Origin of the sequence: Pseudomonas arcuscaelestis (assembly GCF_016881005.1) — a bacterium.
GTDB lineage: Bacteria > Pseudomonadota > Gammaproteobacteria > Pseudomonadales > Pseudomonadaceae > Aquipseudomonas > Aquipseudomonas arcuscaelestis.
On sequence record NZ_JACOPV010000008.1, the window covers coordinates 1 to 24,594 of the forward strand.

Below are 24,594 nucleotides of genomic sequence, written 5' to 3' on the forward strand. Positions count from 1 at the left end.
TATTCAGAAATACCATGAAAATAAAAGTAAAGTGGTACGTGATATCTATCAGAAAATTTTTAAACAATTAGGCTATATTTGATATGTTGCTTGATTTTATTGTACGGGGCTAGCGACGCAGAAACAGATCTTTGGATATTTGATGCGCAGAAACGATACGGCGCTTCAAGAAATTGTTGGCGTGCTTCGTAGTTTCCTTGCTCCTGCAACCTGAATTTGGGTTGAGGGCACAGCGTGAGATTCCATCAACGCGGGGCAAAAAAATAATCTCGAATCCCAGTGCCGAACGTCCGCAATGGGTCGATTCTGTTGAAAAAGTCGGTCAGCCCAAACTGCCCGCTAATTGGCTGTTGAAAACGCCTTTTTTGCATGCTGCTACGTGAAATCCGAGTCCAGAAGCCTCTGCCAAAAGTAAAGATTTCAAGCTCGGACGCGTATTTTTCTAATGCGCAAACCAAGGCCGACTTTTTCAACAGCATCGGCCGTTCTCTGCCGGTCATGTCCACGAATCGTGCTGGCCAAATCCGATGCAAATGACTGGTCAGGTCGAATGCAAATGGGTGGGCAAGTCTGTGCAATTACCCAGGATGCGTCGCTGAATGCGTATCTCAGCTCCTTTCCCTCATTAACCAGATAAGTAAACAAACTGAACTGCCGGCGCCCATGGCGCTCTCACATTGAAGTGACAGGGATTGAATCAGTCCAGCGCTGGTAGTCAGCCAAACCTTCTTCACAACGGAGTGATGCCTACTCCAGCAGCATGTCCGACGAGTACGGCCTGGAGTCCGTTTCGCATGAAACGGTGGTACTTGAAGCAACAGATCGCCATTTGAGGTCCAGATGCACCTCCAGTCGTAATCAACAGCATTTTGTTGCTCCGAGGGGCGCTTCCCCCCTGACATCACGAGATGGTTGGAAACGCAGTCTTGTCTCTAAGTATGTCGATGGTCCTGAGGGCTCACCACCGTCAGCGTCAAGCACATCAAGTCCAGCAGGACTGGCAGTGTCTCGATCTATGGCGCCGTACCCAAGGACATACTGATGGGATTGGTCGATCGCTTGCCGATTGCCTGGCTCAACCTCGCCTGCACCCTAGTCGGCGTGCTGCTGTACATCTCGCCGATTGCCGCGTTGCCCATGGCGCTGGGCCTGCGTAGCGTGAACTAGCCGCCACTGACCGAAGCGGTGATTTTCGACTGCAACACGCCGGCCCTCAGGGAGCCGCCGCGGCTCAACCGCACCGAGCAGAGCTGCGTTTGATTCGAGGAAGCCTTCAGCACTGCAATGGCGCTCTCATCCGGGCTTTCTGGGCTTTTTCGGATTTGTTCGCTCCAAGTACTTCGCGAAACTCGCCTGGCTTTCTTCAGCAGTGGACTTTGGCGCTGGTTTGCGTCGCGAGGCTTTGGCTTGAGGGCTCCGGCTCGCCGCCTCGATCTGCTTCACGGCTTCGCGCTCCTGCGCGGTCAAAGATGAGTCAATCATCTTGGCGCTGCTCCGCTCATCGCGATCCTGCCAGGTGAAAGGCAGAATGTTGGATTTCGGAGCAGAAGAGGCTGCTAAAGGAGAATACAGGTCCTTCCGATTCGTCCCCCTGGGGCCTTCAACCGTGATCCGTACCAGCTCCGCCACATCTTTCCGATTGCTCGAATACCCCAACGAAAGGTAAGCCTGATTGATATCGGCTAGTCCAATGTGGCGCCGTCCGGCTTTGCGACATTCGATATAGGCGAGCTTGAGCAACTGCACCACCAATCGTTTGAGCCCGTAGGTAAAGCGGTAAAGCTCCATAGCGAACTCGTCCTGCGGAGCTCGAATCTGCCCCCCGCTGACCCGCACACATTCAGCGACGTAGTCCTTCCAATCCTGTCCGGCAGGGTCGTCCGGAGGCATGTCTCTTGGTTCAACCATCAATCGCTGCTTGTCCTCGGACCCTCGGCCATCGAGCTTGTGCAGCAGGCTGTAATTCGCCGCATAAAGCATGGGAACTCCTATCCGAGCCATATCAAGGAGCATGCTGGTCACCAAGGCCACGCCACTGCCTTCGGTAACATACTGAGCCTCGTCCAGAATCAGAAGCGAAACGCCATCCCTGGAGGCTTTGCGCCGACATGCAGCCCGAAGTTTTCCCATGCTCAAGCCACGGTTGGGGGGCTCAGATCCATACACAAAGCGTGCAAAAAGCTCCTTCAAGCTGGCCTTGTCTTGAGCACTCGCGTACCAATGAGAGATCAGCGTCACTTGGCCCTGGAAGTGGCCGCATTCAACCTCCAAAGGCCCCGGCAGCACCTTCCTCAGCCCCTCGATGGCCTTGGATTTACCAACACCTGCAAGACCAGTCAGGCATATAGGAGTCACCGCCTTTACAGGTGGGTTATAAAGCCCCGCCTGGTAATCACGCTCACTGACAAACAAGCGCCGACTGAAGCTCTCCGCACGTCCTACCATTTCTTGGATGAACGATAGCGAGAACTGATTTGGCAGACAGATCTCCTCCAGTTTTTCCTGAAGCAATTTCCCGCCGAGCAAAGGATCCAACGAGCTCAGATCTTCGATCGGTTCCGGTCGAAAGGTCACACGCTGGCGGATTTGTTCAAGCTCGAGACATCCGTTAAACCGCGAATCAATCACCTTATTCATCGGGCTTTGCCTGTTGCTCGAGCGTGATCAGCTTTGTCCAATCTGGCGGCGGCATTCTTGGGCACTTGGCCGCGCTTGCGCACTCCGCCATCCCAGCTTTCTCCGGTGGCCTGCTCATAGCGTTCACGAATGGAGTGCTTCGCAGCTGGGTTCTCGTCCCGCAGCATCGCTTCATTATCGCGGCTGAGCTGGCCGAGCATGCTTAGCTCTTCAAGTGTGATATCGATCGTGTGCTCTACCGTCTTCGTGGAGCGCACCACGCCCAATTCATAGAGGACACCCTCAACCTCAATCCAGATGTGCCTGACACACATGGTGAGGACGTAGCCAGTGGCCTGGATGACGCCATTCCTAGCAACACGATCAAAGACCCCGGTGGCCACCAGGGCTGCAGATCTGTACCTCCGTTTATGCAGGCAAACTGCATCTCTGGTGATGGTGACCGGAACGGGAGTCAGAAAGGTTCTGACTGCTGTGTCGAACTCCATGGAAATCGACGAATTTCTACCTCGAGCATCCCAATAATCCCAAATGCCCTTGGGTGTCGGCCTTATCCCTGCCATGAGCATGTCGTCATTCATTCGGTTTTTGGCGTTCGAGGTCTGGTTGTCCTCCAACACCTGATAGAGCTCACGTCGAGCCAAAGCGATGAAGTTCTTATCGCTGTGAAAATGGCTCGGCTGCTCGTCAGGTTTCTTGTCTCGAGGGTGCGAAGACTCGACGGTTGCTTTGGATTGTCCTGCGAACGTGGGCGTCAGTTCGAGTGTTCCGAGCCAGTTGATCTCGGGCAAGCAGTCGAGAGTCGCTGCAGGTCCTTTATCCAGGACAATGTCTCCAGACATACCCTCACACCTCCACTCATCGGGGCCTAACGTGAACCCGAACAGGTCGAAGAACTTCACCTTGTTGATTGCCATGCAAAAAAGCGCCATTCGATAAGCCGCCATCGTCTCGCGCCCTTCAGAAAAACCGATTGCAATAACAGCCCCGGATAGGCCACAGATTGCTCGAACTACGCAGTAGCCGTCCTGTGCGCTTCCCTCAAGCAAACCCGACGGGCGTTCGGAAATGTAGTAGCCATCAAATTCGACCACTTGATTCACGTTGGAGATTAGCTCGGCGAACTCACCATCTGAGCCAGCGACAGCTCGGCTTCCGTTGCGTCCTCTTAGCGCCAGGGCTAGTTCGCGAGAGCTCATCTGTTTTTTTACCGCATACCAGAACTGTCGAAATGTCGGGAAAGGCTTCCCGTCAGGCTGGATGAAATCATGCCCACCCGTCTTGTTTACGACAGCAACACAACAGAAGTCCTTGGCCAGAACCTTTCTGTAAATAGACTCCTGGGTAGCGTACGGAGACTTTTCACGTAAAAAACCCGCCAGTATTTTTTCCCGCATCGCCCGGTCTGCATGGAAACCATATTTCTTACCTTTTCGACTTGGCCTCCCCAATTTTTTCTTGAGGGGCGTATTTTCCCGGTCCCACCTACCAGCCGCATGTACCGGCGGCAGCAGAGCCCAAAGGTTTCGCCCAAAAACGACGTAGGTGTAAAACCAGAGCCTTACCCGGGTTGGATTTTGTGGCGGAGTTTGGGACTTGGCGTGCGCTCCAATGACGGCAACAGGGTTCTCGCCGCCCAGGATGCTTTGCCACCGTGTTACCAAGTCAGCAATGGCCATATATCTGCGATTCACCTTCTGGAGGTAAGTCTCCTTTGTAGAGCGACGCTGATCCTCCAAGTGCTGAATCGAGATCCCCTGAATATTGGAAAGCCACGGGGGGTATCGATCCTGGGTACCGTCCTCAATCAGGAGGCCATCCTCCAGCGCCTGCTCGAATTGGATTCTGCCCAGCGTAATCAACTGAGCGGTCATCTGGTTTTTTCCCTTGTTGAAGAAAACCAATCGGACACGATTGTTGAGCCCGTCGCTGAGAAGGAAGTGATAGACGGCGCCTTTCTCCAAGCAGTTGTACCCCTCCGGAGCAATAATCCGTGACCCGATCCTCATGAGGCAGACTCCTCAAATAATGAGGCGTACACCGACAACGCGTCAGGTCCAGACGTTGAAAGTGGCTGATCGATCAAGATTGGGTCGAGCAGACTCACCGGTAGGTGCCGGTGCCAGATGTCCTGGTAGATTTTGCAGATGAACTGATCACGCGTGCCCCAATCAGCAGCGTACTGCTTTGCGACCAGCACCGGCGGAATGCCCTCTCTAACTGCCTCTGTTACAGCGCCGCTGAAGTCCTCCAGCAAGCTCTCGTCGAGCCTCAACGGCAAAGCGTGCATGGGAAACAGCAGCCCCAGGTTCTGGACGAGCGAAGGGTCGAACATATCCATTGAGACCTGGACAGTCCTGATGCCGGCGCTTGAGTAATAAGTCTCCTCAAGGGTTGCCCGGAGCTCTGCTTTCACCCGGTCCTTCTTCTGCTGGACTGGGGTCTTCGCTTGGCCGCTCCGTCGTTCACCGAAGGCCTCCTTTCTATCCTTGACCGTCCAGTTCAAGGCATAGGGACCGTTCCGCCCATGCAGGTACAAAAGAAGGTCCCCAACGTAAGGAAAGAGCATCTTTTCCCACTCACCATCTGGCCCTTCCATGTCTATCTCGTAGTGCTTGAAGCCTATGTCCAGCGCAATCTCGCCGGTCCCTCGCAAATGGGGCAGGAAGATTCCATGCATCAAAGGGTGGCCGAAAAGAGGATGCGAGTGCTGGATCGGCCAAAGCATTCTTTGCTCGTGCAGATCAAAAAGATTCGGGTGATAGAGAGCGAATTGGGTAAAAAGCCGTTCCGGGCGCGATAGCGTATGGATGGTGCGACCGAGCAAGCGGCTGTTCAATCGACTGAGCCTCGAGCTTCTCGGTGCTTCTCCAGGTACCGCCAAGATCGAGGGGACGTACGCATCTCCCCATTCGAATCCGTTTTGGCGTCTGACTATCATGTCAAAGCGTTGTTGCGGGGTCATCACTAGGGCCTATTGTCATGAGATTGCCGACTCCGACTGACTGGGGATAACAACCAAGCCGTCGAGCAAACCCTTATCCTGCGGGCATGAACCCGCGCGCGACGCTGTGGATAACGCCGATCTTCTTGTGGACGAACGAAGTCGTGCGGGGCTTGACGCCCCACATGCGCTGGATAGACAATGGAGGTGTCAGGGCTGATATCTGACTTATCCACAGAGGCCCAAGGTAGCACTTGGGTCTTTGTCTATCTGACTTCTCTAGCGCTCTCTGCTAGCTATGTCATGAAAATCCTCTCTATCGGCATTCCCACATCCTGGGAACATCTCTGCTGATGGTTGAAACGTCTACTGTGAACCGATCCTAACCCATATTGGGCGGCCTACATTCGCTTTGAGCAAGCGATCAATGTTACCGCTCGGGTTTCTTTTCTGACAATAGAAAAGAGTATCTTCGGAGTGAGAAGAGTAAACTTCAGAAAAAATACTTTTCGTACTATTCTGCTTTTGCAGACTACTGTCTACAAACTTCCCGCTATACGCAGCCACTTAGCTTTTAGTAATTTTGACAAACCAAAACAGTGCTACTGAAATCGTTATTCCGAAAAGGCATTATCTGAAGACGTCGCTCGGGCCTATGATCTGAGTTCGGCTTCAAACGAGCCTACGAAGATGCTTCCCTTGTGCTCCCCCGCTCTCGTTGACTCCCCGATCGTCCGATGGATGGATGACGAGACCTTCTATAGCGCCTGTAGCCGTCAACACTGTGTGCTGGGCGCAGCCAGTACCTCAGCAACGTTGGCGTGGCTATTCAACACGACGTCCGCAACTACGACCCACGACCTTCCGTACAATCTTTCAGCGCTGAACCCCGCGGCGATGTCGGCGTGGGGTGATCCACGCTCGATCATCCTAGAGCACACGATCCTGCCAGTTTTCTTGCCGTTCCAATCCGCTAAGAACGCACTGGAAGCTTTTCAAGCCATGGAAAGCCCAGTCTTGGGTTCACTCAAGTATCGACTGGGTCTGCTGACTGGTCGTTTTGGCGCAGAACACCCCCTCAAGGCATGCTCAAGTTGCATGGCGGCCGATCTAGATACTCATGGATTTGCCTACTGGCATCTGTCCCACCAGTACCCTGGTGTGCAGGTCTGCCCTGTACATTGCGAGTTGCTTAGGGAGAGCTGCTGTAACCGGCAATGGTCGAGGCGCTTACAATGGATCCTGCCCGAGGAGAGCACACTCGCTCCGGCCCATGGGGACGCTCCTCTTGGGCCCTCCTTGCGGGCACTCGAGCAGCTAGCCAACGCGGTACTCGACCTGGCCGTCTGCGGACGGACCCGGCAATTTAATCCAGACGTCGTGAGAGCACTTTATAGAGACGCCTTGAAGGTCGGCGCTGAGAACCTAGCGTCCACATTCTCTCAACACTGTGCGTTACTCCAAGCCTATCCACCGCTCACATCACTGCCATCAGACCCTCAGCAGGTCCCTGCTTTCTGGACTCAACTGGTCCGTAATCGACAGGGGTGCAGCCACCCGCTCAAGCACCTGGCGGTGATCACCTGGCTGTACGGATCAGTGAGCGGGTTTGTCGAAGCATACGATCGTGCTGTAGACCGCAAGTTGACGGAAAGCCTCTCCCAGAAGGTTTGGGATACTGTTCAACTCGCTGAAGAGACCGTTGAACCAGATCGAGCTATCACACCCTCGGCCAACCGCAAACCGAAAGTGCTCAAGCCAAACATTCGCGCTGGCATTCTCGAGCATCTAAGCCGCGGGGAAGAGAAAAATGGCATCTGCGACGCATTTGGGATCACCGTTTCCACTGTCAACAAACTGCTTCGTTCTGAACCCGAGGTACACCAATCGTGGCTCCATGAGCGCTTGATATCTAACCTGAAAGAGCACCGGGCGCTCTGGTTAGCAGCGAGTAGTAGTTACACAGAACGTAGCCCGAAAGATATAAGGATCCGAATTCCAAGCGTTTACGCCTGGCTTTACAGAAACGATCAAGAGTGGTTGCTATCGAGAACAAGTGAAATGGAATCAGGGAGACGAGGTAATAACGCTTCGGTGAACTGGGCACAACGTGATGATGTGCTTCTGAACCAGGTGAAAATGAGGGTACGCAAGTTGCGTGAGGGGGAGACCGGTAGAAAGATCAGCAGAGCATCTCTATATTTAGCGTGTCCCGCTTTAGCCTCCGCACTTGAAAAGCGATGCCACTATCCTCGCACCAGAGCATTTCTAAAAACGATGCTATGATTGGATTCTGTTAGGCTGAAACAGTTTTTATCGATCTTTGAATAGTAGTCATTTTTTAATTCGTGAAGCATCTAGTATCGGAATACTTGGCAATACACGTGGCGGATGTCTAACTATGGTTTCAGACGTCAGCTCCACGAACCAGCAGCAAGGACAATATAATTCACCTACCTCATGCATAGGGACCTCACCGGTTTTACGCAGTGTTGTGTCATATGGATAGGGACACGAAAACACCCCAACACCAGATGCATAATCTTCTGTCACAAACCACTCCGATTCTCCACCCATCGCCAAGTACGTGCCCCACCCCTCTTGGACTGGCCTTGTGAACCCCTGATCTCCGATATCCCGAGCTAGATCTTCGAAATCATCGTAGTAGTCGAATATGTACTTATTAACGACGCAAAGATTCTCTTCTACAAGGGTTGCGTCATTGTTTCGTTTTTGCTCCGCGATTCGCTCAGCAGTTAACTCCAATTCGTTTTCGAACATGTAGAACTCAACGTCGCAAGATGGCGCTAGATTTGTAAATGCACCTTTTTTACGAAGCACGGCCGACAACACCGCCTCATCAGAAATATGATATTTAGACGAGCAAAGCTTAAAGTTGAACTGAGACTGCAGTAGAGCTGATCTATCATAGTTTGGTGTAGAATCAACTTCCCACAAGTAACGACCATTGCAGCCACCCCACATGACTCCAATGCCATGCTCACGATCGCTAAACGACTCATTGCAGAATGGGCAGTGCGTCAGCATCAATATATTATGCCGGGGGCAAACAGTTGATTCTGTTATTGGTGAGCTTGAACGCCGCCAATATGAAAAACCGAAGTTTACTACATCCTTCTTAGTGCACTCAGGGCAGTAAGATATATGCCTCTCAAAGTGGGAGATACTGCCATAGGCGTAGAGGCCACGTGAATAGGAAATATCCTGTGAATTCTTGATTAAATATTTTACAGCCATCGGCGTGTGGAGACAGATTAACCGGTCTAATCCATAGCAGCCCGGCCAGCCTAAGTAATCAGCTATCTGCTTGAGGTCGAGTGTGATGAATCGCACATGATTTCGAAACGCGAGAATCTTGTCGACAGAAGAGTCCTCGACACTGAGGAATAAGGATCGCGCTATGTAAGAACGAATCGACTCTTCCGGCTGAATTCGCAAAGGCAGATTGGCAGGCATGCTCGAACGGCAACGATCAGGGCTAGGTGGGGGAGGAGAAACGTACCGCGATCGCCCCTCCGAGGGGTGGGGCGATCGAAGATAACAGCTTTAATTGTCTGATAACCGCTTTAATTGTCGGAAATCAGCGCGGACAATTTCGTTGCCCGGCAGGTCACTATGCGATGGTTAGGATTGGCGCACGTTTCCTACTCGCCTCGGTCAATCGCTTCTAGCAGCAGGCCCTGGACACGGGCCAATTCTTCTTTGCTATGAACCACGCCACCGCCGTTGAAAGCCAAGTAATGGCGAAGCACATCAGCCCGGGTCTGGAAATTGTAGAACGCCACACGAAAGTTAAGGTTCGACACCGAAAATGAGCTGTAGGCCAGGTCGCCGACAGCCAACCCGAATGGACGCACCTCTCCCTCGCAGAACTTGACCACTGCAGTGAGGCGCTGAAGCCCGTCAAGGCATTCCAAGCCCCGTGGTAGCGCTCCTTCGTACTTGTCGTTCTCCCAGTTTGGGCAGTTGAACTTGAGCAGCAGCCCCGCCGTGTCGATGACACCACGTAGGACATTCTCAATGTAAGCGCGTTGCTGGTCCGCGGTCCAAACATGGCCTCGCTGGTAGTCTGGCTCTAAGCTAAAACCTCCAAAGTCATGCCCCAGTTCAGTCAAAGCTGGCAGCACCCGCTTGAACTGGTAGTTCATCTCTTGCTTGGCTGCATCCAACGGCATGATCAGCTGCCGTAGAACGGCAGTGTTCTGGGCATGTGCAGTTGAGTCCAGTGACAGCTGCGACTTAATGGCCTCAAGGTTCATATAAGCTCCAATGCCTCATCGGCGGATTCGATGGGCGCAGGATGAGGCCCATTCCGGCGTGCCACCAGCTATCGGGCAAGATCTGCAGGCCACGCACAGTCATATGGGGTAGCTTCAAAGTCCTGGCCATTGGGGGAGAGGAAATCAGGCTGGGTTTCACCGTAGTTCACGGCCGCAGTGAGGGGAGCAACCGTTTTGGCATACATCGAGGCAGAGGTCCCGTCCACTGAGTGCGCGCCGGCAGCTGCAGAGCAAAGTAGAATACGCTTCGCACTATTCACCCGGCCTATGTGCAAATGGCACCGTCTGCGTCTCGCCAGCAGGCCCCAGCTATGGGCAGTCCGCAGTTTCCATGAGGTCGATCCACCTACAAAGATGCCGATCCCAGGATTCAGAAAGTCACGGACATCATCAGGAACCATGCCATCCTGAACGGCCAGAAGGCGTATGCCCGGGATACCGGTCAACCGATCGAGCCATTTGAGCGAGAAGTCGAGGGACTTTAGGCCGCCAGCAACGATGTCGGGAACCACCACCATTCTCGCACTCTCACCGAGCAGGTCGAACGCCTTGCAGAAGGCTAGTTCATCAAATGGCTGTCCCTGGGTGAACGCTGACCAAGCTCCATTGTCGAGCATGAAGTTCTTAAAACCCTCAGTGCGTAGCACTCCCTTTGCTGATACCAGCAAGCCCCAGCCATTTGCACGCATTGCGTCGAGGTTCTGCCTGGTACCCGTCCGGCTGGCGTAGGGGACCATGGGGGTGCGCTGCAGCACGATGCGCTCCTCGATCGCACCATCCGTGTCGGCCGATCCATCGACGCAGTAATAGTCGCTATAGGCCTGAATGGCTTGAGAGCGGCCGATGCGTTCACCATCTCGGTAAGGGTTCAACCAGCTTGGCGCTGTGAATTCGCCCTGTAGGGGTGCGATAGCGCTTAGAAGGTGAGGCATGATGTGGTCTCCATTGGGATAAGACCATCATCAGGGGGAAGGGAGTGTGCCAGAAGCCCAGGCTAGCGTTTGCGATGGCGCATCAAGTGAGCCTCGATCTGCTCTGGCACTTCACAGCACAGTTTCAGGTCCTCAAGAGAGAGCGGTTTTGCGAATTGCTTCAAACGCCAGCTCTCACTGGGGTAGGAGGCGGCCGTATAGCTGGGTTTCAACCAATTCATGGCCTGGGCCAGGTTGTGAAAGCGATGGTTACCCTGATACCCAAGAGAAGGGCCAATCAGAACCTTTGTGATGCGGCTCCGATAACGTGGTGGGATGGACTCGATCAGAGTGATAAGCGGGCTGGCCGGAACCTTGAGAGTTGGCAACCTGCCGGTACACGTGAAGTCCATCATTGCCTTGGGGTTGCGCAGCATAAGCTGTATTCGGCGTTGGTCAATCATCGGTGCTCTCCTTGGAAAGCACCATCATCATCCTGGGTGAAGTGTGACAGAAGCCTATGCGGCCTTTGAGCCATTGCCCATGGTCGCTGATACTTCGGCCATCCGAGACTCCCATTCGCAGCGAGAAAGCGTCAGGCGCTTTGCTGGGGGATCGTTCTTGGTGAAGGGGTAACGAGAGTCTGGGCGGAGGCGGTAGCGGCTCAGGTTGATCGTATCATTGGCCCAGTTCACCGAGGTAACCCACCAAACCTGACGGCCCTCATGGCGCGGCAACAGGTCGTCGGAATCATCTCCTTCTAGGAGTACGGCCAGGCCGGTCGCCACGCGGGAGTCTTGTTTGATATCGCCTGCAGCCCCAGCAAGGGCTGCTTTGAATGGTTTCACGCCAGCTGCCTTCTCCCACATCCGGGCGTAAGTACCACCGCTGATACAGCCTTGGGCATAGAAACGCTCATCAGCAGGGCGGAATACCCCGACACAGGTTCGCATGCCAAGGACGGCGAGGCGCGGCATATCATCAGGGCTGAATCCCATTTTGAGGCGAACAGCGGACATCAGAAGTTCGTTGAGTGCAGCGCTACGTTCCCGATCGCCAACGGACTTTGCGATTCCTTCGTGCGCCGCCAGCATGAAAGTCAGACCAGCAGAGTGAGTTGCATTATTCATATTCGTTGCTCTCAGGCGATGGCAGGTTGGACACTGGCATCAAGGACGCCGTGAATTTCGAAGGTGCCAAGGTTGGTGTACACGTTCGCCGACACACCAAATGGGAACGCCTCACCTTCGCGGACAATACGAACACGCCAGTTACCCGAGCTGGTATCGAGCGTATTGAAGACGGTCCCGCGGATGATCGGCGTGAGCGCTGATGGCTCATGTGGTGTGAAGGTGACGCGGTCCAGGGGTTTCACAACGCACGCAACAGGTTGAAGCGAAGAACTGGTTGGCTTACTGCAGGAGAGAGTTGGAATCATTGCGGAATGTCCGGTTGACTTGAATGAAGTCATATTCCAATGGGGTGGTGTGTGCCACGAGCCCCCTGAGTGAATACCTTGGCACGAACACCCGGACATTGCCGATCAACCTAGCCCGCAGGCTCCAGATAGTGTTCCGGACTTAAGCTGGCCGGCGAAATGCGCTGGATCTGCCATGTCCGGTGGTAGAGCTGCCCGTCACGCACAAACCACGTGTCGCCAAGGAGGCTGGCCATATCGGCGGCGATCTTCGACTCGACTTCCTCCGGAGTGAGGTCAGGCGGCAGACCGGCCCCGGCTCGTTCTTCGGCTATTGACCGAACATGGCTAACGCGCTGATTAGCCATCGCCTCGGCGAACCGGTCGCGAGTCTTTACGCCCTGGTCAGACTCCAAGATTGCGGTTTTAAGCTCTTCATCGTTCATTTTCCCTGCAGCTGATACCCAGGCCGCATCACGCTCCACCCGCCAACGGCATTCGGCTTCGACCTGCTCGGGGGTTGTCAGGCGCTTGATGTCATTGCGGTGCCAGCAGCAAAGGGTTGCAGTGGCGTCGCTCGCGTGTTCATCGACTTGCCATACACGCCATACGAAACCCATCGCGTCCCAGCCACGAAAGGTCACTGTGAGGTCGCTATCAATATCGCCTTCCAGCCGGGTCCAAATGTCCTGGCAGATTGCAACGCCATGGTGGGTGCTCCAATCAGGGGCCCATTCGGTAGGTCCGAAAGCGATTGATACCGGCGAATCAGACTCGACTGCGCTGTACCAGGGGTAACTGTGGTTGAGTGGAGGGGGTAGGACCAAGGGGCGCTTGCCGGCCAGCAACCGTTGATACAGCGCAGACTTGTCCAGTATGTGATTTTCCATACCGCCGGCTGCGGCCACCACTTCTCGGTACCGGTTGAGCGCGCGCTCTTCCTGAACGATGTCAGTCACAAATAATCCTCATCGGCAATCGCGGCAGACGCCGCCCGGAGCTTGATCGACGGTAACGAACCGACCACATCCACCACATTGTGGTGGGCACCTCCGTCGGCGCGGAGGTTGCACAAGCGTGATTCCAGTTCCTTCGAGCGCCTGGGCAACCTTCATGGCTGCAGTTGAAGCTATCGGACGGGCGCGTGCATCGATGTAGGCCTTGGGCCAAATTTGACGGGTGAACGCCGAGGCTTCACTCCCGAACTGGGCAAACGCCTCGTCAACAGTGAAGACTGATGCTTTGGAGAGATCGGTCGTCTGGCCAGCAGGGCTGACCCAGAACATGTCGTTACCGTCATAGTTGAACTTCGCGGCCACATAGCACAGATCAGTTCCTGACTGAGGCACCCAGTGGATGCTGATGTACTGGAAGTCGACGGCCAACTCTTGGCGTGGTTTGACGAAACTCAGCGGCCAAGGGATATCTGTTTCTCGGGACAGATGCTGATTCAAAGCGTCCTCTCGAGAAAATACCTCAGCCTGGTCGAGGTTGGTGGTGTACGACCCGCCTTCACGCCACCAGCTGATGCGGCTGCCGATCAACCCCCGTGAATCTTGAAGAATGAACTGTTCCAACGCGAAAGTCCCTTTGGCTGGCCAATTCAACTGGCCTACGAGTAATTTGCGAACAGCTGCTGAGGTTTAGCAGCGGGTATCCCCTGGGGCGCCCTTACTCCCGGGCCCACAATTCAAGCTTCAGTATGGATCTACCAGGCGCCCCTCAAGGTCGTAGAACACCTGCTTGTTCACTGCGTTGTGCTGGAAGTCGAGGTAGGCGGCCCGCCACATTACATCGGGAATTGGGAAATCGAGCTGCTTGCTGACTTCCTTGTAATGGGTTAGATCCGCTGTATGGCCGACGTCGTACAGATTGCTGTAGACCACACCATCATCGCCATCGGGCAATGCGTCTTGATTCTCCTTGAGGGCAACCATGTAGAAGCCTTGGAGCGGACGGTCCCAGCCCAGCTGAACGCGAACGTCGCACCCGCTTCGCTCGTGGAAGAACTTCAAATAATGCTGGCTCATGCGGTCTCCGAGTAGTTTTCCGATAGGCTATCGCGGGTGACGGCATATCCCAACCCAAAACGTGGTTACGGATTCTCGACCGCGACAGCCCTGGTTGTAGAGGAAATGGCCCGGGGCGAATCCCCTAATTTGCTGAGACCATTCTCCCTACTCCCGGTTGTGCCAGAAGCCTACTCGGCAACGTGGATCGCAAAGATCTCTACAGGGTGATCACCAAAGTGCTCGTGCTGGATCGTTTGTTCCTCGTATCCACGCCAAGGCCGCATGAGTACGCGCTCGGTGTCACCCTTTTTGGGATATCCCCAACAGATACGGATCATGTCGTAAGACCTGCCTTCGAGCCGCTTACGCCAATATGGTGTCCTCAGCCGAAACTCGAATGGTTTTGTCCCGGATTTGATCTGGTTGAAGTAGGTTCCGATGAGGTTGATGGTTAGGACCTTCACGCGGCGATCTCGTAGGGGATTGGGAGCAGATCCCCCTTGAGGTAGAGAGGATGCGAAGGGTGGCCAAGACCTGTGACCTTTAGGCAGTGCAGCTTGGGCACCATGGCAGCGACGGAGCGGAACCGACCCTGGTGCTCCCCGTGGTTGCCCCAGGCAGCCACCACAACAGCAGCACCGCCAGCATATTGCAGGAGAAAGCTGTCATTATCAGGACCTACAGGGTCGACAGCTGCAAGCATATCCTTAGGTTTTGTCGCCCGGAAGCCGAATACATTGACCATTACCATCCCTGCATAACCCCATGCTTTTGCATACGCTACACACTTTCGGATTGTCGGGTCATCAAGGGTTTCGTCCGCGGTCGAAGGATTGAGACCGATGAAGCAAACGTAGCCTGTCCCCCCCGGCCAACTACGCCAGAGGGCGTAACGGTATGCTCGACAGGGCGACAATATCGCTCCAGCAGCCTGAGGGAAGGTTGGTGCGTCGAACAGGTCCAACATCGGTAGAGCCTCCTGTGATCAGCGAAGACAGATCCAGACTGCCAGTATTAAAGCGGGATTTATCTCCCAGCCTAACTCCTGAAGTGTGGGTCGGCATCCGTTAGCAGCGAAGATATCAACTGCTTCTTGGGAAAAAGTCCCTTATGTCACCCCATTCGCCATCCATAAAGGCCATATTCATTGCTGCGTGCAGGACGGTAAGGTTGACATTGGCTACGAAGCTTTCAGACGGTGGGACCGCTGGATCGCAGAAGTAGTCGTCCTGGGCCAGGTTGAAATGCACTCGGCAGGCGATAGGCCGCTCCGCGTAGATTGAGCACCGACCTCTCTTCAGGAATGGGCATGGGGTTCGGAAGTTCTTGTCGATGGTTTCCTGATGATCGCCACCTATCCTAAGGTTTCCTTTGGCGGGCTTCCTGCCAACCACAACCCCAATTGCTTGAGCTTCGATGTGGGGAATGGTCACAGCGATGTAGCAGCAGTGAGAGCACGACTTGCATGCAGAGTGAGGCGAAACGGCGTTGCCGATCTTGTCTGCCAGCTTCCTAAACCGATTGAGCTTCGCCTTTGGGGAGCCTGGCTGCTGGGCAATCTCGAACACCAGATCGTCGAGGTCGCGCAGCCAGGGAGCCGACAGCGTGATCGCACGCAATCTTTGATTTGCCGTGATTTCAGCTGCCTCGCGCATGGCTGGCAGGTTGAAATGCGGAATGAGATTTGTGGTTTCCAAGGCCTATCCTGGCGTGTTGGTCATCATTAATCCGAGCCGTCGCCCCATCGCATCCAGGCTAGCTGTCTAATAGCGGCGATCGCTATCCCAACAAGTAGCGCCAAGAAGTCAGACGTATTGCCAAGCCAAGTCGCAATGGCCAGGGTTGGAAAAATCGACATCAATGCGATGAGTGCCAGGCCCATAGGGCTGCGCAGCCAGAAATACTTGCTTCCCATGAAAGTTCCCTCTATCTGATCGGCGCATGGCGCCTTAACGAATGCCAGAGCCTGATTTTAGCCCAAAGGCATCTGAACCCGAGAGAGGCGGCTGGTAAGAGCCGCAGGAAGCTTTGTTTCGCTCTATTGCCGGAAGTTGATTGGTAGTCGGACTTGCAAGGGTCCTGAGTTTACGCATGCGAAAACTCAGTGGTTACCCTCAGATTTTCTCAACGAATGTTGGTCGCGCCCCAGTACAAAGTTGGGCGAAGCTATCAATCATCCCTTGGGCATCATTCACATCGACAGTGAACCGGGCTTTCAAGTCGGTACCCGCTTTCTCGTAGGAAAAACCCACGGTACGGCCGGATCGGAATGCCGCGAGCTGCTCAGGTGTTGGATCGAAGGTGATATATGAGAACCCGTTCTTCAGACTTGGGCCGACCTTGGCATTGCGCACAGCGAAGCTCTTGTTATCAACTGTGAGGGCCAGGCTGTCCATCATCCCAAGCAAACTGGTGTCGTACCACGCCTTGTAGAACGCAGCCATGGATACACCGCTGTTCGCATTACACGACATGCCAATTCGGCCGGTACCGGTGATCTTCGTCTGCTCCCCCATCAGGTAAACAAGCCCATGTTCCCCTCGAATTGTCCAGGTCGCCGGCAGAGACCCTGCGTTGACTAGATCGATCTCGTAGGCCTCAAGGGGGGTCAGGTAGTTCATCTCAGCTGGGCCGGCTTTGCCGGCCACCTCCAGCAGTCGAAGATCGATACCCAGATTGCTTAGGTGGTTGGCGAGGAGGGTAGAGGTGATCTGGCCAGTCGCGATGTCGGTGTCACCAGCAATGCCACTGGCTTTAAAGAACTGGTGCACTCCCATCTTGGATACGCCATCCATTAGACGAAACACCCCGCCAGCAAACGAGAAGGGGCAGGCGCTTTCGCAATACCCAGGGCTTGGATTGGTATTAGGCCCATTCCAAGTACCCACACGCGTAGAAAACCCACGTTCCCGGATGAGTTGACCGAGCTCCATAGCAGCAATTAGGTCGCCCCCATGTGAGTTGAAGTAGACAAAGCCCACCTGTCGGTCCCTGAGAAAGCCGCTCTGGCGGAACGCCTCCACAGTAGGTCTATGGATGTAGCCGTCGATGTAGACCTCTGGTATGTCCTGTGGGGCCTTTGGCACAACGAAGTTGATCTGTGCTGGCACCAGGCGTTTGTCTTGTTGTTCACCGCTGCCAGGCTCAGCGCCAAAAGCCGACACGGATAAGAGGAGCGCAGCTGCTGATAGCATCAACCGAATCACACGCCATCCTCAGCCACTTCCACGAACCTCAAACCATCTTGCGCGGACAGAAAGTCAGCCATAGCCGCGCCAGCTGCTTGTATGTTCGCAAGATCATTTCCATAGATCCGGATGGCGTCCTCACTAAAGGACACAGCGTGATCAAGCTTCAAACCAAATGCTGCACAAAGGCGTTCGCCTTCGGCCTCGATTCGTTCCAAAGTCTGAGGCCTGGATTCTGGGTCGGCACCCCGACCCGGGGTCCAAGCGAAAGGGATGTAAACGGAGTGCTGAAAGTACAGCACTGGTGCAGCTACGGTCTTCATGGGCATATGGGGTACCTCAATCAATGCGCAATGATTGCATGATGAGGCTGGAGTACGTGTGCCAAAACCACCTACCGAAAATCAACCTATGGGAACCAACTGACCAGGTTGGCCAGCGAGCTCGTGCGCTATTCGCTCAATTTCCTGAGCCAGGCTGTCGCGGGGCACAACCCAGCGCAAGCCGGTGTATTCAACACTGAACGAAGAATGCGGTCGCAACCATGATAGTGGGCCGGGCTTCTGGGCATAAAGGGTTGCAGCGAAGATGCCATGCTCCCTGAGGTCGCCAGTCAGGTCGTCGATCGTTGCGAATGAATGGTCTGAATGCACCGAAAAATGAATCTCTGCAGTCAGTGACTCCGCCTCAACACGGTAAGGCCACAGGGTCTCGCAAACAAGCCAGCTGGTTGCGCTGGCTAAAACGCCTGGCAGATCGGAGATGCCAGAGGTCGGATATATCGAGGGATCCCGCGTCCGGTCGCTTGGCGTGGGGAGATTGCGAACGTCCAGGACGGCGCTGTGATGGAATTTGTACATAATCACGGCCATTCCTCCCCGATTGTGGCTTTCCAATTGGTGAGTGCCGCTGGCACCTTCGCTGAGCGAACACCCATTGCCGACAGCCCCCTACGGATCTCGCGATAGATCGTGATGAACTCCTGCCTAGGGATTGCCCACTGCAGCGAAAGGAAGCCGGCATCACCGTTCGCGCGCAGCCAATGCAGATGTTCCGGCTGGAATGCAAACAGATCACCCGGTCTGATGGTCATCGAAGCCACTTGCCCGGGGGCAATCATCAGCTCAAACGTGTGATTCGCCTGAACGGCCAGAGTCAGGAATGTGAACTGGCTCCAGGATGGGTCAGAGTGTGGGTGGGCCTCAATGCAGCCAAGCCAATCGGCAATGTCCAATCTGGGGAGCGGTAGACCACCCAGCTCCTGGCTACCAACCTCGATGTCCCATGATTCGGCAAGTGCAAGGGCGTGCCCAGGCACTACGAGCCTTGAGATTGCCTGGGTGTCCAGGCGTATTCGGCGGATCGATCGAGGAAGGGTCGTAGGCAGGATCATGAGTTGATTACTCAGAAGAACGTCAATTGTTGCGGCTGGATCTGTACCGCCGGTATCAGCCGGATCACACCTGGAGCGTCATCACCGGAATTGCCTTGCTTGATCAATTTCAGCGCTGTGAGCTCCTCATAGCGCTGAATGATGCTGTGAGCGTCGGAGTACTTTAGGTTGAGTCCAACGCCGGCACCCACTTCAGCACGTATGTCGGCGAGCAATGAAGCTTCCTCGAGGCTGGGGATGCACGTTGGCCATTGCTTTTCAAACCGCAGGTGCTTCGGAATAGCGGCTTCAAGCACTTTGCGTCGGGAGGATACCTGCTTTGCGAGCTGCAGGCGGTCTTGGGTTTCGCTGGATAGAAGGCCTGGATTAACGTCCCCAAGCCATTTGTTGCTCTGGAAGGCAAAGGTGGATTCTGCTTCCAGGCCAACCATCTGGCGATAGAGGGGATGCCCAGCTTCATCCTGAGTCGCGTTGTAGAGGTCCGGAGCCGAGGACATGATGCACCAGCGGCAGCTGACCCTTGTCATGTTATAACGTAAATATGCTTCATGAGGCTCCAGTCCTTCGCTGGCGATGGCCGCCCACACATCAGAAACATTCCACTCGATGATCGGGTTCCATTGGTACGCTTCGAAACCCCTTCGGGCGGTCAGAGGATCGCTTTTCGCAACCGGCATCTTTGCTCGACTGGATGATTCCTCACGACGTATGCCAGTCGCATTAACAATGTTGTAGTCGGGATATAACTTCTTTAAACGGCTGCGAATTACCGCGACCTTGAGCTCACTTGTGCAGAACCGCATCGAAGGAGTTGACCAAGGTAAGATCAGTTGAACACAGCTCAGGTCAATGTAACGTTGCGCATTGGCATTCCAGCGCGATAGCCATCTTTCCATCATCCCACCAGCTGGCCGTGCGGCGACCTCCATTCCCCAACCGAGCTTGTCAGCTGCTTCCTGACACTTGAACATGCTCTGAGACCACTCCACCGATCCAAGGTCCGCGTGGATAGCGCAACGAGGTCCCATAAAGCCAATGCTGTCCAGGTACCGATGAGTTGCAATCAAACCGGCGATGCTGTCCTTACCGCCGCTTACACCGAAAGCAACAACAGTTTTCTGGTTCAAGATCACGTCGATCTCAGGGGTGGTTGCAACTGGCGGTAGCGTCGTCATGGAAAAGGCCCAGGGCTAAATTCGATGACCTATGGTGGAGTGGAACAGGGTGTGCCAGAAGCACCCGAGCATGCGGGGTAGGCAATAGCTTTCCCTTGAACGGGAATGGCTGAAGGATTGGGTGTGGCAGGATCACAAATGCAAAGCTCTAGCAATCCTGCCGGGCTGCAAGATTGTGGCCTATGGATTGAAGTGGGTTTGCTGTAACAGCGAGTTATCTAGCAGCGTTGAAAGCCTGGAGCTACCAATTTCGGCCTCCAACCCTTGGACGGTGGAGAGAGCATGTAGTCGAATTCCAAGCGCTTCAACCCTGGCCCCTGCCACCTCTGCATCGTCGCCAAGCTTTAGGCCAGCAAGTCTGCAGCCAGTCTCATACAGGCTTACGGCCAGAGGCCGCTTGCTATTCGAGCCGGCCGTAACCGGATCAGTATGGACTGAGATGTTGAACTCCATTTCGTTGATACGGTGCGTGAACAGATCAACCTGTTCTACCTCAACCAGCTCCCCTTTGCTTCCCGCAACGAGAATCATTGAGTACGGCATTTTGCTCTTCCTTCTACGGGTCTCATGACCCCATCCATTGATGTGCACCCTTGGGTGCAACAGTCGGCCTTAACTGGCTCTGACTCCGTTTTCGGCAGGCGGCTCGGGGAGTTAAGACCGTTCGTCGGGTTTGTGAACTATTTCACAGATGGACAATGATTGAACGGTCTACTCCGCCCCGTTCTGGCTAGCTGTTGTCGCACTCAACTTCAGCGAGAATGACGTGTGGAGCGCGCTCGGCGGCAAGAGATTCCGCAAGCCTCGCCAGCTTCATAATGCCCATGCCCTTCGTTCCTGGGACCAGGGGGATCGTGTTTATGAGGTTCATGGCCACCTTCATTCTGCGTGATCCCTCATCCGGCTTTGTTCTCATGATCAGATCACGGTCGTGCAAGGCCAGGCTGATGTCATGCCACGACACCATTTCGAACTTCAGTCCCGCATGGCATGGAAACCCAGATGGCAAAGCTTGGTTCCATGCTTCCTTGCGAGCATCCCAGTCTGCTGGGGGAATGTCTTCCGGGCCGTCAGTGGAATTCTGATAGTGAAAATCTTCAAACCCCGCCTGCGTCAGCAGGTCAGTAAATCCGGGGTTGTTCTCAAGGTAGTAGAGCGCGAGAACATGCTCGGAGAAAGGAATCAGTAGCACGTCGAGGGTGTAGTCCCAGTCAGGGCTGCGAGTGTTCTCGCCCAGGACCCGACTACGTTCCGCTTTGATGATCTCGAGAATTCGCCAGTAGAAGCTCTCATAGCGCTTCCGGGGGATGGGGATAAAATTCTGGTCCATGTCAGCCCAGTAATACCGCCGCTCTGCAATCTGCATTGCGACGTTTGCCTGTGCTTTACGAACAACCTCCTCCCGGATCTCTTGCAGCTTGGCCAGGGCCTCGGTGAGTGTGCAATTGCGCAAGATGAGTCCGTTGTTGATCTTGGTGCTCATGGAATCCTCCACTGTCGGTCAGGCAATCATCACTGGTCAGGTGATGTGCCACTAGCAGTGAGGAGGACACCGGGTCTAACTATCGGGTTGAGAGCTGATGTGTCCGTGAGGGTGTGCGTCTTGCTTTCCTATGCCAGGAGATGAAACACCATATATTCGGAGACACCTTTCGGTTCATTCAGGTTCAGACCCTCTCTCGCTGCCGGCACCGGGGAGATCCAGGCCGAGAGACAAAAGCGCGGATATTGCTTGTGGATAGTTCGGGTGCCGTCGAGCTGGGGGCCTAAGGGATGGGTTACCCCTTAAAAGAAAGAGTTTTAAAAGGGAAGAGAAAAAGATCAAAAGAAGGGATGGCTCAACCCCTTGAATTTGCTGGGCCGAATGTCGAATAGCCGGTGATTCGTCTCTCGGTTATGCCGAGGTTTATCTTTCGGTTTAGCGCGTATCTATCTCTTTCTACTCAATATTTTCCCGGGATTTGTCTTCTGGCTACGCGGGGCCGGGGAAGCGCTGAGTGAATGAGCCAGGTGATTTATTGGGGTTTCATCTCCTGGCTGATCGTATTTTCTGGGGGTTTGTCTCCTGGCATTCAGTGCTGGCCTGTGGATAAGTCGACCGGAATGATCAAAAAACAACCTACTTTCAATTATGGGCCTTCTATCTCCCGGTTTTATTGAGTTTCGTCTCCTGGCAACCCGATGTTCTTCGACCGCTTGAACGCTTTTTAGCCTGTCAGGGAGCGGTGAAACGGTCAACGGCAACCTATTTAAGCGGGATTTGTCTCCTGGCTCTGGAGCTCTACCCGCGCGGAGGACCTGTAAATGCGGGGCTTCTAGTAATACCCCCCAATTCATCTCTCGGCTTAGCCCAGGCCTTGGCTTCAATATGTGGCTATCTGTCTCCTGGGGCCAAGAGACAAAATCGAGTTAAATCAAAGAATTGCAGTATCAACCTCACGCTCAGCCGTCGATCAACTCGATTATCGGCCGTTTTATCTCTTGGGAAGGTCAGCGAACACAGGGTGAATTGAGAATATCGGCCAGTTCATCTCTCACCACTTCAATACCATGCAGCCCGTGGCTTGATGACGGTTGTAATGAGCGTCTGTACCAATAGATACGGGGCTTCCAGGGAATTGCTGAGGCCTGATTTCCAGTGTGTTAGACGGAATATCCGCTGATTCATCTCCCGGCCCTTGCTCTATTCGCATGTGAACCTGGAACTGAAGCTCCCAGTTGGGGAATGATGGGATTCAATTTCGAAAAAATTTGCAGGCCGGCACCTACCACCACCTTGAGATGACTTAACCCAGTGGCTGCGCAGGTCTGAGGTGACTAGCGCGATCCCCAGTGGCCGGAATATCCGCTGATTCATCTCTCGGTTATCCGTCGTTTTATCTCCTGGCCCGGTTGCGGATCGGTTGCAAGGAATATACGGTTTCCCCCAAATACAGCTTCTACAAGGAACGAGGGGGAACGATGGGAGCTAACACGGCCAGCACGGCCACGCCAACGGGTACGCAGGAAACTAGATTTCACACTGTCCGTGATGAGATGTTTGTGCCTGCAAAACCCGTGGCGGCCGAAAGCGCAGCCGTCGTAGCCCTCGATCTGTTCGGTAGCTTCTTGGTTAACAGCACCGAGGAAGCCAAGAACTTCGGCAACGTCCTGGTTGGCTGGGACCAAATCCCGAAATTCTCAGCTGACCATCTAAACAACAAGGATGGCCTGGTCCCCAACGACCACAGTGTGAATTTCCGAATCAGCGGGCAAGAGGCGAAGTTGACCCTCTTCCCGGGCACGTTTTACCCGACCAAGAAAAGTAAGCCTATGCGGCGGTTTCCCGGGGTAAAAGAGCAGCTTGTAGAGCAGGCTTTGATCCACCATGCCACGATCCAGTCTGAAGAGCAGACAGTCAATGGTGACACGTCTTACTACGTCACCTTCACGATCAATGCCCTGGCCCGGCAGCTGAAAGCTATGGGCAGCACTATGAGTAACACTCAGATCCGGCAAGCCCTGGATGTGCTCTCGAGCTCGGTGATGACGCTGTCCTATGGCGACGATCTCAAGCTTGATAATCGGGATACGATTCTTCCTTCCTTCGACCGGAACAACAAGAGCAGCAAAGAAGGGAACAACGGCGACGACATCTGGCGCGTAAAACTACACGCGCTGATCGTACAGTCGATTCTGAAGGTTACCTATCGTCAGTACCCGATCGGGCAGCTCAAGGATTACAGCCCGGTGGGCGCGGCGCTGATGCGGCGTATCCACTATATCGTGACCAACGTATCTGAAGGGCAGCCGTACAAGTTCACTGTCCAGGAGATGAAGTTGCTAACGGCGGGGCTCAACCACGTCCGACTTTCTGGCAGCATGAACGCTATTAAAAGAGAGTTGGAGCGGATGCAGGCTGATGATTACCTGGTCCGCTTCACTGTCGAGGAGATTTTCCCAGAGGTTCGCGGCCGCGGAAGGCCGGTTCCGATCGACTATCGGTTTACTCTCTACCCTGGGCCTCAGTGGATTAAGAACATGAAGGCTGGCTCAATGCGTATGAACGTAATCGAGCAGCGCATGGGGCTTCGACGCAGCCAACGCCCAGAGCGTCATGAGCAGATGATGCTCTCCCTCTCGAACTGACAGTGTCCCTACCGGCGGATAGGGTTCGTATCGTTCTCCTCCCGGATCGCCATCATGAGGTTATAGAGTGCGTCCCTTACCTTGGGTGAGCGACCTCCGCCGATAACTGACGTGCAGAACTCCAAAGCCAGGGACTCACCACCCTCGTTGATCACTTCAATGATCACATCAGAGTCCCCGTCCAGAATCATTCGCAAACGACCTTGGCCCATGTCATCCGGCCTTTCAAAGAACTCCAAAATCGGAAGTGGCGGGGCGGCAGCACGTGCCTGGGCCTTGAGGTGTTCCTCGGCGGCCCCGATTACCTGGTGGCCGAAGTAATCGACCTCGAACCTGCACCCAGTGTCGTCAATGATGTAGTCCCGTACCGCGTCGATTGCTGCCTGGCTGATTGAGGTCATTCTGCTACCTACGATTATTGGATGGTGGAAGTCCGCTCAATAGTGATGGACCAGGACTCACCCGCTACCGTGCATTTTTGGTCAAGG

27 protein-coding genes and 1 pseudogene are annotated in these 24,594 nt (G+C 54.4%); 4 read left to right on the forward strand and 24 right to left on the reverse strand.

Annotated elements, in window-relative coordinates:
• Nucleotides 1-245: 245 nt before the first annotated feature.
• Nucleotides 246-500: a hypothetical protein gene (locus H8F21_RS13230; RefSeq protein ID WP_236043002.1), complete on the reverse strand. Its 255-nt coding sequence runs from the start codon at nt 498-500 to the stop codon at nt 246-248.
• 541 nt (nt 501-1,041) lie between these two features.
• Between H8F21_RS13230 and H8F21_RS29765 the strand changes: the two genes are divergently transcribed.
• Nucleotides 1,042-1,167, forward strand: coding sequence for a hypothetical protein (locus tag H8F21_RS29765; protein WP_268963064.1), 126 nt, complete (start codon nt 1,042-1,044; stop codon nt 1,165-1,167).
• A 126-nt stretch (nt 1,168-1,293) separates the two neighbouring features.
• Here the strand turns inward: H8F21_RS29765 and H8F21_RS13235 are convergent, their stop codons facing one another.
• Genes H8F21_RS13235 through H8F21_RS13245 form a run of 3 tightly spaced genes read right to left on the reverse strand, consistent with a single transcriptional unit; the run spans nt 1,294 to nt 5,476 of the window.
• On the reverse strand, nt 1,294-2,637 hold the full coding sequence (locus H8F21_RS13235; RefSeq protein ID WP_236043003.1) for an ATP-binding protein: 1,344 nt from the start codon (nt 2,635-2,637) through the stop codon (nt 1,294-1,296).
• Nucleotides 2,634-4,646, reverse strand: coding sequence for a transposase (locus H8F21_RS29550; protein WP_236043005.1), 2,013 nt, complete (start codon nt 4,644-4,646; stop codon nt 2,634-2,636). Before H8F21_RS29550 ends, H8F21_RS13235 begins: the two co-directional genes overlap by 4 nt.
• Nucleotides 4,643-5,476, reverse strand: a complete 834-nt coding sequence (locus H8F21_RS13245) for a PDDEXK family nuclease (RefSeq protein WP_236043006.1) — start codon at nt 5,474-5,476, stop codon at nt 4,643-4,645. Before H8F21_RS13245 ends, H8F21_RS29550 begins: the two co-directional genes overlap by 4 nt.
• Before the next feature lie 846 nt (nt 5,477-6,322).
• On the opposite strand from H8F21_RS13245, the pseudogene H8F21_RS30010 reads away from it, so the two are divergent.
• Nucleotides 6,323-6,754 (forward strand): annotated as a pseudogene (locus H8F21_RS30010) (TniQ family protein); the annotation flags it as partial.
• A 402-nt stretch (nt 6,755-7,156) separates the two neighbouring features.
• Entirely contained in the window at nt 7,157-7,867 is a 711-nt protein-coding gene (locus H8F21_RS29820; protein ID WP_328824469.1) for a TnsD family Tn7-like transposition protein, read from the forward strand.
• A 48-nt stretch (nt 7,868-7,915) separates the two neighbouring features.
• Here H8F21_RS29820 and H8F21_RS13255 read toward each other — a convergent pair whose 3' ends face one another.
• The 19 genes from H8F21_RS13255 to H8F21_RS13345 all read right to left on the reverse strand — a co-directional run bounded on the left by H8F21_RS13255 (nt 7,916) and on the right by H8F21_RS13345 (nt 21,461).
• Nucleotides 7,916-9,058 (reverse strand): TniQ family protein, encoded by a 1,143-nt coding sequence (locus H8F21_RS13255; protein ID WP_203584468.1) that lies wholly within the window; start codon nt 9,056-9,058, stop codon nt 7,916-7,918.
• A gap of 188 nt (nt 9,059-9,246) precedes the next feature.
• A complete protein-coding gene (locus H8F21_RS13260) occupies nt 9,247-9,861 on the reverse strand; it encodes a DUF262 domain-containing protein (protein ID WP_203584469.1) in 615 nt (204 codons plus the stop codon).
• Nucleotides 9,862-9,929: 68 nt separating this feature from the next.
• Entirely contained in the window at nt 9,930-10,814 is an 885-nt protein-coding gene (locus H8F21_RS13265) for a hypothetical protein (RefSeq protein ID WP_203584470.1), read from the reverse strand.
• Between the two features lie 62 nt (nt 10,815-10,876).
• Nucleotides 10,877-11,257: a hypothetical protein gene (locus H8F21_RS13270; RefSeq protein ID WP_203584471.1), complete on the reverse strand. Its 381-nt coding sequence runs from the start codon at nt 11,255-11,257 to the stop codon at nt 10,877-10,879.
• Nucleotides 11,258-11,311: 54 nt separating this feature from the next.
• The gene (locus tag H8F21_RS13275; RefSeq protein ID WP_203584472.1) at nt 11,312-11,923 is read right to left on the reverse strand and encodes a hypothetical protein; all 612 of its coding nucleotides are present in this window, start codon (nt 11,921-11,923) and stop codon (nt 11,312-11,314) included.
• 11 nt (nt 11,924-11,934) lie between these two features.
• Entirely contained in the window at nt 11,935-12,168 is a 234-nt protein-coding gene (locus H8F21_RS13280; protein WP_328824470.1) for a hypothetical protein, read from the reverse strand.
• Nucleotides 12,169-12,341: 173 nt separating this feature from the next.
• Nucleotides 12,342-13,169 carry a hypothetical protein gene (locus H8F21_RS13285; RefSeq protein ID WP_203584474.1) on the reverse strand — a complete coding sequence of 276 codons (828 nt, stop codon included), beginning with the start codon at nt 13,167-13,169 and terminating at the stop codon, nt 12,342-12,344.
• Between the two features lie 9 nt (nt 13,170-13,178).
• A complete protein-coding gene (locus tag H8F21_RS13290) occupies nt 13,179-13,787 on the reverse strand; it encodes a hypothetical protein (protein ID WP_203584475.1) in 609 nt (202 codons plus the stop codon).
• A 120-nt stretch (nt 13,788-13,907) separates the two neighbouring features.
• Nucleotides 13,908-14,240: a hypothetical protein gene (locus tag H8F21_RS13295; RefSeq protein WP_203584476.1), complete on the reverse strand. Its 333-nt coding sequence runs from the start codon at nt 14,238-14,240 to the stop codon at nt 13,908-13,910.
• 442 nt (nt 14,241-14,682) lie between these two features.
• A complete protein-coding gene (locus H8F21_RS13300) occupies nt 14,683-15,189 on the reverse strand; it encodes a DUF1643 domain-containing protein (protein WP_203584477.1) in 507 nt (168 codons plus the stop codon).
• A 115-nt stretch (nt 15,190-15,304) separates the two neighbouring features.
• The gene (locus tag H8F21_RS13305) at nt 15,305-15,919 is read right to left on the reverse strand and encodes a YkgJ family cysteine cluster protein (protein ID WP_203584478.1); all 615 of its coding nucleotides are present in this window, start codon (nt 15,917-15,919) and stop codon (nt 15,305-15,307) included.
• A 26-nt stretch (nt 15,920-15,945) separates the two neighbouring features.
• Nucleotides 15,946-16,137: a hypothetical protein gene (locus H8F21_RS13310; RefSeq protein WP_203584479.1), complete on the reverse strand. Its 192-nt coding sequence runs from the start codon at nt 16,135-16,137 to the stop codon at nt 15,946-15,948.
• 199 nt (nt 16,138-16,336) lie between these two features.
• Entirely contained in the window at nt 16,337-17,428 is a 1,092-nt protein-coding gene (locus H8F21_RS13315; protein ID WP_203584480.1) for a COG3904 family protein, read from the reverse strand.
• A complete protein-coding gene (locus tag H8F21_RS13320; protein WP_203584481.1) occupies nt 17,425-17,628 on the reverse strand; it encodes a hypothetical protein in 204 nt (67 codons plus the stop codon). The genes H8F21_RS13315 and H8F21_RS13320 overlap by 4 nt, the downstream gene beginning before the upstream one ends.
• Nucleotides 17,629-17,814: 186 nt before the next feature.
• On the reverse strand, nt 17,815-18,270 hold the full coding sequence (locus H8F21_RS13325) for a hypothetical protein (RefSeq protein WP_413243039.1): 456 nt from the start codon (nt 18,268-18,270) through the stop codon (nt 17,815-17,817).
• 2 nt (nt 18,271-18,272) lie between these two features.
• Complete coding sequence (locus H8F21_RS29560; RefSeq protein ID WP_236043007.1) at nt 18,273-18,503, reverse strand: cupin domain-containing protein; 231 nt, start codon at nt 18,501-18,503, stop codon at nt 18,273-18,275.
• Nucleotides 18,504-18,814: 311 nt separating this feature from the next.
• Nucleotides 18,815-19,978, reverse strand: a complete 1,164-nt coding sequence (locus H8F21_RS13335; protein ID WP_203584484.1) for a phosphoadenosine phosphosulfate reductase domain-containing protein — start codon at nt 19,976-19,978, stop codon at nt 18,815-18,817.
• Between the two features lie 180 nt (nt 19,979-20,158).
• Nucleotides 20,159-20,521 (reverse strand): hypothetical protein, encoded by a 363-nt coding sequence (locus H8F21_RS13340; protein WP_203584485.1) that lies wholly within the window; start codon nt 20,519-20,521, stop codon nt 20,159-20,161.
• A gap of 187 nt (nt 20,522-20,708) precedes the next feature.
• On the reverse strand, nt 20,709-21,461 hold the full coding sequence (locus H8F21_RS13345; RefSeq protein ID WP_203584486.1) for a hypothetical protein: 753 nt from the start codon (nt 21,459-21,461) through the stop codon (nt 20,709-20,711).
• 1,349 nt (nt 21,462-22,810) lie between these two features.
• On the opposite strand from H8F21_RS13345, the gene H8F21_RS13350 reads away from it, so the two are divergent.
• Complete coding sequence (locus H8F21_RS13350) at nt 22,811-24,106, forward strand: hypothetical protein (protein ID WP_203584487.1); 1,296 nt, start codon at nt 22,811-22,813, stop codon at nt 24,104-24,106.
• Between the two features lie 8 nt (nt 24,107-24,114).
• Here H8F21_RS13350 and H8F21_RS13355 read toward each other — a convergent pair whose 3' ends face one another.
• A complete protein-coding gene (locus H8F21_RS13355; RefSeq protein WP_203584488.1) occupies nt 24,115-24,507 on the reverse strand; it encodes a hypothetical protein in 393 nt (130 codons plus the stop codon).
• Nucleotides 24,508-24,594: the final 87 nt, after the last annotated feature.

Excerpts from the sequence above, each read along its gene's own strand:
- H8F21_RS13230 (WP_236043002.1), bottom strand. The coding sequence starts at position 500 with ATGACCGGCAGAGAACGGCCGATGCTGTTGAAAAAGTCGGCCTTGGTT.
- H8F21_RS29765 (WP_268963064.1), top strand. The coding sequence starts at position 1,042 with ATGGGATTGGTCGATCGCTTGCCGATTGCCTGGCTCAACCTCGCCTGC.
- H8F21_RS13235 (WP_236043003.1), bottom strand. The coding sequence starts at position 2,637 with ATGAATAAGGTGATTGATTCGCGGTTTAACGGATGTCTCGAGCTTGAA.
- H8F21_RS29550 (WP_236043005.1), bottom strand. The coding sequence starts at position 4,646 with ATGAGGATCGGGTCACGGATTATTGCTCCGGAGGGGTACAACTGCTTG.
- H8F21_RS13255 (WP_203584468.1), bottom strand. The coding sequence starts at position 9,058 with ATGCCTGCCAATCTGCCTTTGCGAATTCAGCCGGAAGAGTCGATTCGT.
- H8F21_RS13260 (WP_203584469.1), bottom strand. The coding sequence starts at position 9,861 with ATGAACCTTGAGGCCATTAAGTCGCAGCTGTCACTGGACTCAACTGCA.
- H8F21_RS13265 (WP_203584470.1), bottom strand. The coding sequence starts at position 10,814 with ATGCCTCACCTTCTAAGCGCTATCGCACCCCTACAGGGCGAATTCACA.
- H8F21_RS13270 (WP_203584471.1), bottom strand. The coding sequence starts at position 11,257 with ATGATTGACCAACGCCGAATACAGCTTATGCTGCGCAACCCCAAGGCA.
- H8F21_RS13275 (WP_203584472.1), bottom strand. The coding sequence starts at position 11,923 with ATGAATAATGCAACTCACTCTGCTGGTCTGACTTTCATGCTGGCGGCG.
- H8F21_RS13295 (WP_203584476.1), bottom strand. The coding sequence starts at position 14,240 with ATGAGCCAGCATTATTTGAAGTTCTTCCACGAGCGAAGCGGGTGCGAC.
- H8F21_RS13300 (WP_203584477.1), bottom strand. The coding sequence starts at position 15,189 with ATGTTGGACCTGTTCGACGCACCAACCTTCCCTCAGGCTGCTGGAGCG.
- H8F21_RS13310 (WP_203584479.1), bottom strand. The coding sequence starts at position 16,137 with ATGGGAAGCAAGTATTTCTGGCTGCGCAGCCCTATGGGCCTGGCACTC.
- H8F21_RS13325 (WP_413243039.1), bottom strand. The coding sequence starts at position 18,270 with ATGTACAAATTCCATCACAGCGCCGTCCTGGACGTTCGCAATCTCCCC.
- H8F21_RS29560 (WP_236043007.1), bottom strand. The coding sequence starts at position 18,503 with ATGACCATCAGACCGGGTGATCTGTTTGCATTCCAGCCGGAACATCTG.
- H8F21_RS13335 (WP_203584484.1), bottom strand. The coding sequence starts at position 19,978 with ATGACGACGCTACCGCCAGTTGCAACCACCCCTGAGATCGACGTGATC.
- H8F21_RS13340 (WP_203584485.1), bottom strand. The coding sequence starts at position 20,521 with ATGCCGTACTCAATGATTCTCGTTGCGGGAAGCAAAGGGGAGCTGGTT.
- H8F21_RS13345 (WP_203584486.1), bottom strand. The coding sequence starts at position 21,461 with ATGAGCACCAAGATCAACAACGGACTCATCTTGCGCAATTGCACACTC.
- H8F21_RS13355 (WP_203584488.1), bottom strand. The coding sequence starts at position 24,507 with ATGACCTCAATCAGCCAGGCAGCAATCGACGCGGTACGGGACTACATC.